The organism is Chryseobacterium sp. MYb7 (assembly GCF_002979455.1).
Lineage (GTDB): Bacteria > Bacteroidota > Bacteroidia > Flavobacteriales > Weeksellaceae > Chryseobacterium.
Map to the genome: position 1 here is coordinate 58,926 of NZ_PCOU01000006.1, position 15,512 is coordinate 74,437.

Consider the following 15,512-nt stretch of genomic DNA (forward strand, 5'->3'; position numbering starts at 1 on the left):
CGGTTACCCCGCAGCACGTGATTGGCCTTTCGGGCAGGCACGAGGAGTAAAAGTGGATAGCGGGAACAAGCTCCTAATGATTATCTTAATAAAGGATGGCATTTGCAAACGAATCATAAAAAAGAAAGGCTGCTTCTGGTGAAACAGCCTATAATCTTTATAAGGATTTTAATTACCCGATCTCAATACCGTTTTCAACATTCCTGTCATCCGGTGTTACGAAAGATAATTTTCCGTCTGGTTTTGTTGTTAATAATAACATTCCCTGAGATTCAATTCCTCTGATCTTTCTTGGAGCAAGATTCAGAAGGATCATTACCTGCTTACCGATTACTTCTTCAGGAGTGAAACTTTCTGCAATACCAGAAACAACAGTTCTTACATCTACTCCTGTATCTACAGTAAGTTTTAGTAATTTATCTGCTTTTTCTACTTTTTCAGCTTCAATAATGGTTGCTGTTCTAAGATCTATTTTAGTAAAGTCATCAAACGTGATCTCCTCTTTCATTGGGTTTGCGTTAAGGTTTGTTTTTTTATTGTTTTGTTTTGTGTCTTCCAGCTTTTGGATCTGAGCTTCGATGATATCGTCTGAAATCTGAGAGAATAAAATTGGAGCATTAGCCATTATTGGATGACCTGCTTCAATTAATACTTTTGAGTTTTCAATTTCAGTCCATCCTTTTTGCTCAACATTAAAAATTTCATATAATTTTTGTGCTGTAAAAGGTAAAAATGGTTCAGCTAAATTTGCTAGTGCAACTGAAATTTGAGCTCCAATAAATAATGTATTTTTGGTTTTCTCAATGTCATTTTTAACCGTTTTCCAAGGCTCTTCATTCTGCAAGTATTGATTTCCAAATCTTGCAAGATTCATAAATGCTGTTAATGCATTTCTGAATTCATAATTTTCAAGAGAGTTTCTGATTTCTACAGCTCTTTTGCTGATTTCTTCTAATTCTGGTGCATTTACATCTCCTTCAGGAATTTTTCCTTCAAAGTTTTTGTTAATTAATACTGCAACACGATTAATGAAGTTACCAAAAATATTAGCTAATTCAGAATTATTCTTAGTCTGGAAATCTTTCCAAGTAAAGTTGTTATCTTTTGTTTCCGGTGCAGATGAAAGAAGAGCATATCTTAAAACATCCTGCTGTCCAGGGAAATCTTCTACATATTCATGAGCCCAGACTGCCCAGTTTCTTGATGTTGAGATCTTATCGTTCTCAAGGTTCAGGAATTCAAAAGCAGGAACGTTAGCCGGCATAATATAATCTCCGTGCGCTTTCATCATCGAAGGGAAAATAATACAGTGGAATACAATATTATCCTTTCCGATAAAGTGTACCAGATCACTGTCTTCACTCTGCCAATAATCTTTCCAGTCTTTTCCATTTTTCTCTGCCCATTCTTTGGTGAAAGAAATATAACCGATCGGAGCATCAAACCATACATATAATACTTTTCCTTCAGCATTTGGAAGAGGAACCGGAACACCCCAGTTCAGATCTCTGGTCATCGCACGAGGCTTAAGCCCGTCATTTAACCAAGATTTAACCTGTCCGTATACGTTAGGCTTCCAGTCATCTTTATGACCTTCAATGATCCATTCATTTAAAAAGTCTTCATATTCATTTAATGGAAGATACCAGTTTTTTGTTTCTTTAAGGATAGGAACATTTCCACTAAGCATTGATTTCGGATTGATCAGCTCAGAAGGAGAAAGGGTAGAACCGCATTTCTCGCACTGATCTCCATAAGCATTTTCGTTACCACAATTAGGACATGTTCCTACAATATAACGGTCAGCAAGGAATTCTCCTGCCTGCTCATCAAAATACTGCTCAGAAATTTCTTCTGTGAATTTTCCTTTCTCGTATAAAACCTTGAAGAAATCCTGACTGGTTTCATAATGGTTTTTAGACGTTGTTCTTGAATATTCATCAAATGAAATTCCCAGGTCTGAAAAAGATTTTTTAATGATCTCGTGATATTTGTCAACGATATCCTGAGGAGTTACTCCTTCTTTTTTAGCTCTTATGGTAATAGGAATCCCATGCTCATCTGAACCACAGATAAACGCTACATCTTTTCCTAATCTTCTCTGAAATCTTGCGTAAACATCCGCAGGAATATAAACACCTGCCAAATGTCCTATATGAACCGGCCCGTTTGCATAAGGCAAAGCTGCCGTAATCATCTTTCTGTTTGACATTTATAGTAAAGTTTAAATGCAAAGATAAGGAATATCTGCTGAATACCGCTATTGGTGGTATTATTATGAGGAATAAAGCGATTTTGAAAGGTTGAATATGAAATTAAGTTAAACAAACGTTTAACAAATTGTTAAATTGAAACAAATATTATGCAAAGCATAAGATGCTGTAAAATATTGGACTGTAAAAAACTAACTAAAACCCGTTTCGTAATATACATAATTTTAGATAAAATTATATTAAATTTATGATAATTCCAATTTTTTTATAAATTGCGAGTCTGGCTCGAGGCCAAAAAATGACTGAAAAAAAACGAAACTATAAAAAATATGATTGTGAAGAACTTTACAACCGTTTTGAAAATTGCGCCCGCTTTTTTATTGGCAAGTACAGTAATGCACGCGCAGAAAAAGGATTCCCTTCCTCAAGAGAAGAAAATTGACGAAGTGGTTTTGATTGGATATGGTAAGCAGAAAAAGACGGATCTTACAGGATCTATTTCTTCTGTAACATCCAAAGATTTTAATGGGGGAGCAGCCACTGCTGATCAACTAATTGTTGGTAAAACTCCTGGGGTACAAATTACTGGTAACAGTGGTGCTCCTGGTTCAGGTTCTACAATTAGAGTAAGAGGTGGTTCTTCATTCATTAATAATGATCCGCTAATTGTTATTGATGGTGTTCCTATTGATTTTAACAGTTTGAGTGGAGCAACGAATCCGTTATCATTGATTAATCCAAATGATATCGAAACATTTGATATCTTAAAAGATGCATCTTCTGCAGCTATTTACGGAAATAGGGCCTCGAACGGGGTTATTTTAATTACAACGAAAAAAGGTACTGCAGGTAAATTCAAAGTTAATTTCAATACTAATTTTTCTGTCTCCACTAAAATGGGTAATGTAGATGTTTTGGATGCTGATCAGTTTAGAAGTTTTGTGAATACTTTTGGAACGGGTGTTCAAAAATCTTATCTGGGTACAGCAGATACTAACTGGCAGGATAAAATTTATCAACAAGCCTGGGGAACAGACAATAATGTTGCATTTTCAGGTGGTGTAAAAGGTTTGCCATATAGAGTGTCTTTGGGGTACAATGAGCAAAACGGTATTGTAAGGACAAATGAATTCAGAAGAACGTCATTAGGTTTAAATTTTTCACCTAAATTTTTTGATAATCATTTAACTGTTAATGGTAATTTTAAAGGAACTTTTTCTGAGAACAGATTTCCAGATGCTGGAGCTATTGGAGCATCTATTTATTTTGATCCAACACAACCTGTATATTCAGGGAATTCTAAATATGGAGGATATTACGAATGGTTAGATCCTGCCAACACTGCTACAGGTTTAAATGTAAATGGAACAAGAAACCCATTAGGTTTATTATATGGTAAAAGAGATATTTCATCTGTTTTTAGAGTTATTCCAAGTTTACAATTAGATTATAAGTTTCATTTCTTACCGGATTTAAGGCTGAATATAACAGGATCTTATGATTATGCAAAAAGTGATGGTTCTGTTAACACATACAAAGATTACGCTCAAGGAATTGGAACTTTAGGATCTTATCGTTCATATTCGCAGGAAATTAAAAGTAAATTATTTGAATCTTATCTAAATTATGTAAAAAAGATTAATGCCATTAATACAACTGTGGATATTATTGGTGGTTACTCTTATCAAGACACAAGATCAATTACTCCGGAGGCTCCTACATATTATGGAAATGGTCAAAAAACCGATTTTTCAACTGCAGGAGATACACAGAGAACATTACTGTCTTTTTATGCTAGAGGTATTTTTACGATAGCAGATAAGTATGTTATCAATGGTTCTATCAGAAGAGATGGTTCTTCAACATTCTGGAATGGAGCAGATAAAAACCAGTTATGGGGTAATTTCCCAGCAGTTTCAGTTGCATGGAAAATTAATGAAGAAAGCTTCTTAAAAAATATTTCAGCGATTAAATCATTAAAAATAAGAGCAGGGTGGGGTAAAACAGGCCAGCAAGAAACAGGTAATTTCTATCCTGCATTTGGTTCTTATTCTTATAGTAATAGTAGTACTGCGCAGTACCAGTTTGGTAATAGTTTCTATACTTTACTTCGTCCAGATGTTTACAATCCAAACTTGGTTTGGGAAACAACTACTACTAAAAACTTAGGTTTAGACTTTGCTATTTTAAATAATAGAATTAGTGGTTCAATAGATTATTTTGATAAAAAATCTGAAAACCTTATTGCAAAAGTACCTACTTGGGCAGGTGATTTAAGTAACTTTAATATTAAAAATGTTGGAGTTATTGCCAATAAAGGTTTTGAAGCTAACTTGAATTTGGTTCCTGTGAAAAATGAAAGTGTAACGTGGGATGTAAATCTTAATGCTACTAGATTTAATCCTAGGGTTACAAGTTTATCTCAATATGTAGATTCATCATATAAAATTCAAGTGGGAACGCTTACTGGTATTAATAACTACATTCAAGCAATTACGGTTGGTCAGCCCCTTAATGCATTTTATGTATATCAACAGGTCTATGATAGTAATGGAAAGCCTTTAGAAGGAGTATACGTTGACAGGAATGGTGATGGGAAATCTACTGAAGATGATAAATATTTCTACAAATCTCCAAATCCTGATGTAATCTTAGGCTTTTCTACAAAGGTAAGTGTGAAAAAATGGGAATTTAGTACATCGCTTAGAGCTGTTTTAGGGAACTACGTTTATAATAATTCTGCTTCTAATAGCTCAATTGCAAATATTCAGGCGAATAATTTCTTGAGCAATACAAATTCAAGTGTTTTAACAACCCAGTTTGCTGCGACACAACTTTTCTCTGATATGTTCATTGAAGATGCATCGTTCCTTAGAATGGATAATTTCTCAATTGCTTACAATGCAGGAGAATTTATGGGAAAAGGAACCAATTTAAGAGTAAATGCAATGGCACAAAATGTTTTTGTAATTACAAAATATAAAGGTGTAGATCCTGAGGTATTTGGAGGAATTGACAATGGTTTCTATCAAAGACCAAAAGTGTATTCAGTAGGGTTTAACTTCCAATTTTAATCAACATGAAAAATAAATATTTATATAAAAAAATAATTATAGGGTCTATTACTCTAGGGACTCTATTTTTTGCAGGTTCTTGTACACAAGATCTTGAGAGAGAACCAAGTCTAGGATTAACGGCTTCTGTTTTATACAAGGATTTTAATAATTATAAACCTGCTTTAGCTAAAATTTATGCAGGACTAGCAATTGGTGGTCAAGGAGATCAAAATAATGCAGACGGAAACACCGATATAGGTGGAATTGATGGGGGGTTCTCAAACTATCTTCGTCAAATGTATAGTATGCAGGTTCTAACAACAGACGAAGCTGTTATTGCTTGGGCTGATTCAGGTCTTCCAGAGATGCACAATATGACTTGGAATGCTTCCAATCCGTTTGTTGCAGCAATATACTATAGAATATTCAATGTAATTGCGGTAAGTAATGAGTTTATTAAAAATACAACTGACGAAAAACTTTCTACAAACGGAATTACTGGAACTAATCTTACAGAAGCGAAATATATGCGTGCTGAAGCTCGTTTTCTAAGAGCTCAATCGTATTATCATGCAATGGATTTATTTGGAAATGTACCAATGGTAACAGAGACTACTGATATTATTAATACACCTCCTCCAAGAATTGCTAGAGCAGAACTATTCAAATATGTAGAGTCTGAGCTTTTAGCTTGTGCAAATGATCTTAAAGATGCAAGAAGTAATGAATATGGTAGAGCAGATAAGGCTGCTGCTTGGTCTTTATTAGCAAGATTATATTTAAACGCACAAGTCTATACAGGTACAGCAAGATATACGGATTGTATTACCTACTGTAATAAAGTAATAAACTCAGGATATTCATTAAAATCAAACTATTCATCATTATTTATGGCAGATAATAATGTAAATAATCCTGAAGTTATTTTATCTGTAAATTACGATGGTACAAGCACAAAAACTTACGGAGGTTCAACTTTTATGGTACACGCTGCAGTTGGAGGTTCGATGCCTGCTTCTCAGTTCGGAATCAATGGAGGTTGGGGTGGTATAAGAACAACAAAATCTTTTGTTAATCTATTTGCAGGTTCCCCAAGTGATCAAAGAGGAAATTTCTATACAAGTGGTCAAAGTTTAGAAATAAATAATGTATCAACATTTACAGATGGTTATGCATTTATTAAGTATAAAAATATAAAGTATTCTAATGGTGCCCCTGGGTCAGATGCATCAGGTAATTTTGTTGATGCAGATATTCCTTTATACCGCTTAGCGGATATTTATCTTATGTATGGTGAAGCCGTTTCAAGAGGTGGATCAGGAGGTGATGCAGCCACTGCATTAGGATATGTAAATGCCTTAAGAACGAGAGCGGGAGGAACTGTTGTTGCTTCAATAAATACTGATTTTTTCTTAGACGAACGATCTAGAGAAATGTCTTGGGAAGCAACGAGGAGAACCGACCTAATTCGTTATGGTAAATTTACCTCAGGTTCATATTTATGGCCTTGGAAAGGTGGTGTAAAAGATGGTAAATCAGTTGAAGATTATAGAAACTTATTTCCAATTCCTGCTAACGATATTGTTGCTAACCCTAATCTTGTTCAGAACCCTGGTTATTAATTAAAAACACTATTATAATGAAAAATTTATTCAAAATATTAGCCCTGGTTTTTACGGGACTATTAGTTTTTTCCTGTGAAAAAGATGAGGATCAGGCAGTTATTAATGAAACATCTGCAGGTAAGTTATCTGCTGATAAAAGTGCAATTGTTCTTAGTGAGCTTAATGCAAATACTGCTGTAATCACTTTTACCTGGACAAAACCAACATTTAATATTGCTGTAGTTCCTAATCAGAAAATTGAATTCGGAATCAAAGGAGATAACTTTAAAAAAAGTGCTACCGTTGACTTTTCCAACGATATGACTTCTGGTCCTGTTACTAATGCTGCTATGAACGCTGCTATGTTTAGTATCGGAGCTACACCGGATGTTGTGAATGATATTGAGGTAAGATTGAAGACCTCTGTAGGATCAGCAGCTTTCTATTCTAATGTAGTAGCTGTTAAAGTAACTCCATATACTCCAAACCCGGATTTGGTATATCCTAAGATCAATGTACCGGGAAGCTATGCAGGAGCTGCAGGGTATGCAAACTGGACTCCAGGCAACTCGCCTAATTTGTTTTCTCCTGGAAAGAATGATGAGTACAGAGGATTTATCTGGATCAATACTGTTGCTGGCGCTGAAGATGGAAAATATAAATTTGCGATCAATCAGGACTGGCCAGGAAATAAAGGAGATGACGGAAGCAATTCTGGAAAATTGAAAGCAGATGGAGACAATATAAAAGCTCCAGCTGCAGGAACATACTATATTAAAGTAAATTGGGCTGCCAATACCTATTCTTCAGTTATTGCAAACTTTGGAGTGATTGGTGATGCAACGCCTACCGGATGGGGATCAGATACTGATTTTGTATATAATCCTGCAACCAGAACTTTTGTAATTAACTCTATTGCTTTGTCCAGTACAGGAGTATTTAAATTCAGAGCCAATGATGATTGGGCAATGAAATTCCAGCCAAAAGATGCAGATCAGACCTTGGTTTCCGGAACTGCCGTTCAGTCTTATTTAAGTTCAGAGAACACAGTAACAGGAGATCCTGCCTATAAAGTTTCACAAGCAGGTAATTATAAAATTGAACTGGATTTACACAATTCAGCATATTATAAGCTAACGATTACAAAATTGTAAGAATATTAAATTTATAAAGGCAAAGTGCTGCTTTATTGCAGCACTTTATCTATTTTTAAGTTAATTAAATAGTCATTATGAAGAAAATTACAGTTGGAGCGCTTTTGCTCTCAATGATGTTTACAGGTGTGAAAGCCCAATCTTTAAAATCTCCGGATGGGAAGTTTGAAATGAATTTTCAGCTGAAAGAAGGAGTACCTTACTATAATCTGAAATACAATGGTGCAGTAGTAGTTGAGGATTCTAAATTGGGATTGAGATTATTTAAAGACACAGCCATAAAGTTCGCTTCCGAAATAGCCAAACCGGAAGATGCAAAATACGATCTGAACAACGGTTTTGCAAAGACAGATGAAAAAAGAGACTCCAAAAATGAAACCTGGCAGCCGGTTTTAGGAGAAAAGAAAAATTATATCAACCATTACAACGAGCTGGCGGTTACCCTGAACCAGGCTTCTACAGACAGAAGTATTGTAGTGAAATTCAGATTATTTAATGATGGTCTAGGGTTCAGATATGAATTTCCACAGCAGAAAAATCTTAATTATTTCGTAATCAGAGAAGAAGATTCTGAAATTGATTTTCCTACCGACATGAAGGCATGGTGGATCGTTGCAGATTATGACTCTCAGGAATATCAGTATCAGGAAACAAAAGTTTCTGAAATTCCGGCAAAATGGGATAAAGCATATGATGCCAACGCTTCACAGTCATTGGTGAAAAATGCAGTTCAGTCTCCATTGATGCTAAAAAAAGAAGGAAAAGAACCTTTGTATATCAACGTTGCAGAAGCAGCGGTATTAGATTATCCCGCTTCACATCTTGAAGTTGATGCACAGAATTATAAGTTCAAAACGCATTTAACTGCAGACAGACAGGGAGCAAAAGGGTATATTCAGACGCCATCAGTAACACCTTGGAGAACTATTATTGTAGCTCCGAAAGCAGAACAGGTGATGGATTCTAAAATGATCTTTAACCTTAACGAACCTACGAAATATACCGACACTTCTTACATTCACCCTACAAAATATATGGGAGTTTGGTGGGAAATGATCATCGGAAAATCGCAATGGGCGTATTCTACGGCTGAAAATGTTCATTTAGGTAAAACTGATTTTGCAAAATTGACTCCCAACGGAAAACACGCAGCCAACAATACAAAAGTTAAAGAATATATTGACTTCGCTGCAGAAAACGGATTCCAGGGATTGTTGATTGAAGGATGGAACATCGGTTGGGAAGACTGGTTCGGTCACTCCAAAGAATTTGTTTTCGATTTCATTACCCCATATCCGGATTTTGATATCAAAATGTTGAATGAATATGCCCATTCAAAAGGAATTAAATTGATCATGCACCACGAAACTTCAGGTTCTGCTACGAACTATGAAAGATGGGCAGACAAAGCATTCCAAACCATGAATAAATACGGTTATGATGCTGTGAAAACAGGATATGTAGGAGATATTATTCCTAGAGGAGAACATCACTATTCTCAATGGATGATTAATCACTATTATAGAATTGCAGAAAAAGCAAATGACTATAAAATTATGGTCAATTCTCATGAATCTGTACGTCCTACAGGAGAAAGCCGTACCTACCCGAACTATATTTCTGCAGAAGCAGCCCGTGGAACAGAATACGAGGCATTCGGAGGAAATAAGCCAGACCACCAGACGGTTCTTCCGTTTACAAGATGGATGGGTGGTTCTATGGACTATACTCCAGGAATTTTCCAAACGAAGTTAGACTATTATTTCCCTGGAGATAATCGTTTTGTAAAAACTACTCTGGTAAAACAGTTGGCCCTTTACGTAACGATGTATATGCCGCTTCAGATGGCAGCAGATCTTCCTGAGAACTACAAAAAACATATGGACGCATTCCAGTTTATCAAGGATGTGGCAGCAGATTGGGATGATACAAAAATCTTATCTGCAGAACCGGGAGATTATGTAGTTACAGCAAGAAAAGCAAAAGGTACTGAAAACTGGTTTGTAGGAGGTATTACCGATGAAAACAAACGTGATTATGCATTAGATTTCTCTTTCTTAGACAAAGGAAAGAAATATGAAGCAACAATCTATGAAGATGGAAAAGATGCTGATTATATTGATAATCCTCAAAGCTATAACATCTATAAAAAAGAGATTACAAGCAAGTCAAAAATTAATTTTAAAATGGCAAGAAGTGGCGGTTTCGCAATTTCTATTAAGCCAGTAAAATAATTAATTTGAAGAAACACTAAGGTGCCCCGGTTCATCAAATGCTTGATGTCCGGGGTATTTTTTTAGAGATTACTTATCTCCTGTCTGTTGGTTCAATGGTGAAAATTGGTATTCGGTGTCTGGTGCTGGCTCTTTTACCGATGAGATTCTGTTTTTTATCTTTTCTTTGTACTCCTTCTGGTACTGCTTTACTGTTTTTCCGGTACCGTCATGCCTCCATCCCGGTGAATAAAAAAGATACTTTATACGGTTTTTAAAAGATAATCCCGGTTGTCTGATATCCTTTCCTATTCTTCTCCATTCATAGAAAAGCATGGTAGCAGGATCTTTTGACTTTATTTTTGGATAAACTCCATATTTAACAGGTACTTCAGGATCTTCTTTTTCAAAAGTTCCGAAAATTTTATCCCAGATAATCAGCCCCATTCCCATATTGCGGTCAAGATATTTAATATTGCATGCATGATGTACTCTGTGATGAGAAGGGGTAACCAGAATATATTCTAGGAATCCCATACTTTTAATGGATTGTGTGTGTACAAAAGTGCCATAAATCTGTATTGCAGAATATGCTACCAGAATATGCCATGGATGGAAACCCATAAAAGCTAACGGTGAGAAAAACAAATATCTGTACAGTGGTTGAAACACCGGGCTTCTGAATCCTGTACTAATATTGAAATAATCAGAATTATGGTGAGTGATATGCACTGCCCAGAAAACCCGTGAGTGATGATCTACATAATGATGAACATAATAAGCAAAATCCTGAGCCAGGAATACAGCAATCCAATACCAAACGCCTTCCTGCCAGTCGAAGATACGGTGATGGTAGAAAAACATCATGACAAATAAAGAAAAACCTTTCATAATGATGTCTAACCCATAATTGAGCAAAGCAAAAAGGACATTAGTTGCTACATCCTTAGTTTCATAGATCTTTTCTTTATTAAAGTGGCTGTAGGCCATCTCTAAAAAAATAATCACAGCAAATACAGGAATGGTCCAGCTGTAAACAACATCCGGTCCTTCAGTTTTGAACATATTACTGAAATCAAACATTTCTTTTTTTTGTAAAACTAGAAATAAAAAGAATGAAAAATCAACTTTCAGGATGAATTTTTTATGAAAAGTTTAAATTTTTTCGATATAAATTTATAATGGGAAGTTAAATTTTGAAACTTTACATTAATAGCGATAAAAAAAGATGCTTTACAACATATTTTTGAATGTATATATGAAAATTTAATGCTAAATTGAACACTAATATGAAGACAATATATGCCACATTAGCCCTTTCAATAGCTTCTGTCGCTTTTTCCCAAAAAACATTGGAAAGAGTAGAACCTGCTTTTTGGTGGAAAGGGATGAAAAATCCAGAACTTCAGATTCTTGTTTACGGGAAAGACGTAGCCCATAACGAGATTATACTTTCAGATGGAATACAGATTAAAGACATCAAGAAAGTGGATAATCCGAATTATGTTTTTATTACAGTCAATACCAACGAAATAAATGTTCCAAAGTTTACCATCAATATTAAAAAAGATAAAAAAAATATCGGTGCTTATACCTACGAACTGAAGCAGAGAGAATCCGGATCTGCCAATCGGGAATCTTTTACTTCAAAAGATGTGATGTACCTGATTATGCCGGATCGCTTTGCCAATGGTGACGAGAAGAATGATTCGAGGCCGGAGCTTACGGAAAAAGTAGACCGAAGCCTGCCTAATGGAAGGCATGGCGGAGATCTCCGTGGTATTATCAATAATTTGGATTATATTCAGAATTTGGGAGCAACAGCTGTCTGGCTGACCCCTGTGAATGAAGACAACGAAAAAGTATATTCTTATCACGGCTATGCCCAAACCGATCTGTATAAAATAGATGGTCGCTATGGAACCAATGAGGAATACAAAACCTTATCTCAGGAGCTGAACAAACGAAAAATGATGTTGGTGATGGATTATGTAACCAACCATTGGGGAAGTTCACACTGGATGATCAAAGATCTACCATCAAAAGACTGGATACACTGGTTTGACGAAGGAGAAAATGGATTTAAACGATCCAATTATAAAACCACAACACAGTTTGATATCAATGCTTCGGATATTGATAAAAAATATGCACTGGATGGTTGGTTTGATACCACCATGCCTGATATTAACCAAAAAAATCCATTGGTTTTAAAATATCTTACCCAAAATGCAATCTGGTGGATTGAATATGCAGGGCTGGGAGGTATTCGTGTAGATACTTACCCTTACAATGATAAAGAAGCCATGGCGAAATGGGCTAAAGCGATTACTGATGAATATCCAAAATTCAATATCGTAGGCGAAACATGGCTTTATACAGCCGCACAAATTGCAGCATGGCAGAAAGATTCCAAAGTTGGAGAAATAGCAGGTTACAACTCAAATTTACCATCGGTGATGGATTTTATGCTGTTTGAAAATATGCCTAAAGCCCTTAAAGAAAAAGAAAGCTGGGATAAAGGAATGATCCGTATTTACGATTCTTTTACCAGTGATTTCCTGTATCCGGATCTTAAAAATCTTTTAGTTTTCTTCGAAAATCATGATACCGAAAGATGGAATGAGATTTTTAACGCCAATCCCAATGCTTATAAAATGGCACTCGCCCTGATTTCAACGGTGAGAGGAACTCCGCAGATCTATTACGGATCAGAAATAGGAATGCGTGGAGATAAAAATGCCGGAGGTGATGCAGATATCCGCAGAGATTTTCCGGGAGGCTGGAAATCTGACAAACAAAATGCTTTCCTTCCATCCGCTCAAACCCCGGAACAGAAAGAATTTTTCCAGTTTACTCAAAAATTACTGAACTGGAGAAAAGGTAAAGATGTGATTCATAATGGGAAAACTAAAAATTTCGTTCCTCAGGATGGTGTTTTTGTTTACTTCCGATACAATGACAAAGAAAGTGTAATGATGGTGATCAACAATAATGAAAAAGATCAGACATTAGACTTGAAACGTTTTGCCGAATCTCTTAATGGATTTACAAAAGGAAAAGAGATTATCTCAGGAAAAGAAATTTCATTACAAAACAGTATGAATATTTCTGCAAAAACTCCGTTGATTATTGAACTCGAAAAATAATTATTATACATGAAAAAACTAACGACAGTTTATACGCTAATCCTATTTGTACTGGGATTTTCTTTACTCACTGCACAATCGAAAAATGCATTTGAAAAAGAAAAATCGGAAATCAGTACTATGTTGGATGCATTCAACGTAGCTGCGGCAAAAGCGGATTATAATGCTTATTTTAACTTCTTTGCGGATGAATCTACCTTCATTGGAACAGATGCTACCGAAATCTGGAATAAAAAAGAATTCATGGTATGGGCAAAACCTTATTTTGACAAGAAAAAGACCTGGAATTTTAAGGCGATTAAAAGAAATATTTACTTTAGTAAAGACGGAAAACTGGCATGGTTTGACGAATTATTAGATACTCAAATGAAAATTTGCAGAGGCTCTGGCGTGGTAGAAAAAATCAACGGAAGCTGGAAGGTAAAACAATACGTTCTTTCTATGACGGTTCCTAATGAGGTCGTAGATAAAGTGGTTCCAGAAAAAGCGCCAATTGAAGATGCATTAATTCAAAAACTGAAAACAGAATGGCGGTAATGAACGGAAGATATGAAAGTGGTGCGGCTGGCAGAAAAATAAAACCAAACCTATCCATGCTGCAGATTATCAACATGAGTATGGGATTTTTGGGAATCCAGATGGCATTTGGCTTACAGAATGGAAATGCAAGCCGTATTCTTGGGAATTTAGGAGCTGATGTGCACGAATTATCCTGGTTCTGGCTGGTTGCTCCCATTACAGGTTTGATTGTTCAGCCTATCATCGGACATATGGGGGATAATACATGGAGCCCGCTGGGGAGAAGAAAGCCTTACTTTTTAATTGGAGCTGTTTTGTGCGCTATCGGATTGGTACTCCTTCCGAATGCTGCTACCGTTACTCAGATGTTTGCGGCCAATGCCCTGTTGTTAGCCGTAATATTCCTGGCTATGATGGATGCTTCGGTGAATATAGCAATGGAACCCTTCAGAGCTTTGGTAGGAGATATGCTCCCAAAACATCAGGGTACCATAGGATTCTCTGTACAAACCATTCTGATCGGAATTGGTGCTGTGCTGGGTTCTTATCTACCGGATTGGTTAACAAAAATGGGGATTTCCAATGAAGCGCCAGCTGGGTTTGTTGCTGATAATGTAATTTACTCCTTTTATATTGGTGCAGCTTTATTGATCATATCTATTTTGTACACTATTATAACAACCAGAGAATATTCTCCACAGGAGTTTGCTGATTTTGAAGATGGGAAAGAAGGTGAAAAACACGAATCAAAATTTTCAGATATTTTCAAAGATTTTGCGGCGATTCCTACACAGATGAAAAAGCTGGGAATTGTTCAGTTCTTTTCATGGTTTGCATTATTTACGATGTGGGTATTTACTACCAGTGCATTGGCAACTCATCATTTTGGGCTTTCTCCGGAAGATACCCATTCCAAAGCATTTAATGATGCCGGAGATTTAACTGGGAAGCTTTTCGGAATGTATAATCTATGGGCAATCCCGTTTGCTTTTTTACTGACTCCAATAGCTAAGCTGATTGGAAAAAAACAGACTCATGCTTTAGCTCTATTGAGTGGAGGTGTTGGACTCGTTTCAATGTATTTCATTAAAGATGTCAATAATCTATGGATCTCAATGATCGGATTAGGTTTTGCTTGGGCAAGTATTCTGGCAATGCCTTATGCTATGCTTATTGAGGTGATTCCACAACGGAAAATGGGGGTTTATATGGGAATATTCAACTTTTTTATCGTAATTCCGCAGATCATTAATGGTTTATTTGGAGGTCCCATTGTGAGTGGTATTTTCGGGAAACAGGCCATGGATTATGTTGTAGTGGGAGGTGTATGCATGCTGATAGGCGCTGTAGTAACCATGATTTTTGTTAAATCTGAAGATGAAACTCCTAAGGAAATTGAAGAAGAGATCAAACAGGTACATTTTTAATAGAAACTAGAAATTAATAATGTGATGTGTTTTGAAATGTAATTTGGAAAAACATCATAAAATTCAATAGGAGCGGGCTTTAGCCCGCTTTCTCTTTAAGTATCCATCAACCGGCTGTAGCCAAACCGTTCTTTCACGAAAATTTTAAGTTCCCGGCTTGCAGCTTTCAAAATCCTG

At 36.0% G+C, this 15,512-nt stretch carries 9 protein-coding genes; 7 read left to right on the plus strand and 2 right to left on the minus strand.

Annotated elements, in window-relative coordinates; all coding sequences use genetic code 11:
• Nucleotides 1-172 precede the first annotated feature (172 nt).
• Entirely contained in the window at nucleotides 173-2,212 is a 2,040-nt protein-coding gene (gene metG / locus CQ046_RS06960) for a methionine--tRNA ligase (protein WP_105701555.1), read from the minus strand.
• Between the two features lie 336 nt (nucleotides 2,213-2,548).
• Here metG and CQ046_RS06965 point away from each other — a divergent pair, with 336 nt between their 5' ends.
• From CQ046_RS06965 to CQ046_RS06980, 4 genes are all read left to right on the plus strand, one after another.
• Nucleotides 2,549-5,287, plus strand: coding sequence for a SusC/RagA family TonB-linked outer membrane protein (locus tag CQ046_RS06965; RefSeq protein ID WP_105701668.1), 2,739 nt, complete (start codon nucleotides 2,549-2,551; stop codon nucleotides 5,285-5,287).
• Nucleotides 5,288-5,292: 5 nt separating this feature from the next.
• Nucleotides 5,293-6,891, plus strand: a complete 1,599-nt coding sequence (locus CQ046_RS06970) for a RagB/SusD family nutrient uptake outer membrane protein (RefSeq protein ID WP_105701556.1) — start codon at nucleotides 5,293-5,295, stop codon at nucleotides 6,889-6,891.
• Between the two features lie 17 nt (nucleotides 6,892-6,908).
• Nucleotides 6,909-8,027, plus strand: a complete 1,119-nt coding sequence (locus CQ046_RS06975; protein ID WP_105701557.1) for a SusE domain-containing protein — start codon at nucleotides 6,909-6,911, stop codon at nucleotides 8,025-8,027.
• Nucleotides 8,028-8,104: 77 nt separating this feature from the next.
• On the plus strand, nucleotides 8,105-10,261 hold the full coding sequence (locus CQ046_RS06980; RefSeq protein WP_105701558.1) for a glycoside hydrolase family 97 protein: 2,157 nt from the start codon (nucleotides 8,105-8,107) through the stop codon (nucleotides 10,259-10,261).
• Nucleotides 10,262-10,330: 69 nt separating this feature from the next.
• Here CQ046_RS06980 and CQ046_RS06985 read toward each other — a convergent pair whose 3' ends face one another.
• Nucleotides 10,331-11,323 carry a sterol desaturase family protein gene (locus CQ046_RS06985; RefSeq protein WP_105701559.1) on the minus strand — a complete coding sequence of 331 codons (993 nt, stop codon included), beginning with the start codon at nucleotides 11,321-11,323 and terminating at the stop codon, nucleotides 10,331-10,333.
• A gap of 206 nt (nucleotides 11,324-11,529) precedes the next feature.
• Here CQ046_RS06985 and CQ046_RS06990 point away from each other — a divergent pair, with 206 nt between their 5' ends.
• Genes CQ046_RS06990 through CQ046_RS07000 form a run of 3 tightly spaced genes read left to right on the plus strand, consistent with a single transcriptional unit; the run spans nucleotide 11,530 to nucleotide 15,335 of the window.
• Nucleotides 11,530-13,389 (plus strand): glycoside hydrolase family 13 protein, encoded by a 1,860-nt coding sequence (locus CQ046_RS06990; RefSeq protein WP_105701560.1) that lies wholly within the window; start codon nucleotides 11,530-11,532, stop codon nucleotides 13,387-13,389.
• A gap of 9 nt (nucleotides 13,390-13,398) precedes the next feature.
• Nucleotides 13,399-13,926: a nuclear transport factor 2 family protein gene (locus tag CQ046_RS06995; RefSeq protein WP_105701561.1), complete on the plus strand. Its 528-nt coding sequence runs from the start codon at nucleotides 13,399-13,401 to the stop codon at nucleotides 13,924-13,926.
• Nucleotides 13,917-15,335: an MFS transporter gene (locus CQ046_RS07000; protein WP_105701562.1), complete on the plus strand. Its 1,419-nt coding sequence runs from the start codon at nucleotides 13,917-13,919 to the stop codon at nucleotides 15,333-15,335. The genes CQ046_RS06995 and CQ046_RS07000 overlap by 10 nt, the downstream gene beginning before the upstream one ends.
• The last annotated feature ends 177 nt before the right edge of the window (nucleotides 15,336-15,512 follow it).

Excerpts from the sequence above, each read along its gene's own strand:
- metG (WP_105701555.1), bottom strand. The coding sequence starts at position 2,212 with ATGTCAAACAGAAAGATGATTACGGCAGCTTTGCCTTATGCAAACGGG.
- CQ046_RS06970 (WP_105701556.1), top strand. The coding sequence starts at position 5,293 with ATGAAAAATAAATATTTATATAAAAAAATAATTATAGGGTCTATTACT.
- CQ046_RS06975 (WP_105701557.1), top strand. The coding sequence starts at position 6,909 with ATGAAAAATTTATTCAAAATATTAGCCCTGGTTTTTACGGGACTATTA.
- CQ046_RS06980 (WP_105701558.1), top strand. The coding sequence starts at position 8,105 with ATGAAGAAAATTACAGTTGGAGCGCTTTTGCTCTCAATGATGTTTACA.
- CQ046_RS06985 (WP_105701559.1), bottom strand. The coding sequence starts at position 11,323 with ATGTTTGATTTCAGTAATATGTTCAAAACTGAAGGACCGGATGTTGTT.
- CQ046_RS06990 (WP_105701560.1), top strand. The coding sequence starts at position 11,530 with ATGAAGACAATATATGCCACATTAGCCCTTTCAATAGCTTCTGTCGCT.
- CQ046_RS06995 (WP_105701561.1), top strand. The coding sequence starts at position 13,399 with ATGAAAAAACTAACGACAGTTTATACGCTAATCCTATTTGTACTGGGA.
- CQ046_RS07000 (WP_105701562.1), top strand. The coding sequence starts at position 13,917 with ATGGCGGTAATGAACGGAAGATATGAAAGTGGTGCGGCTGGCAGAAAA.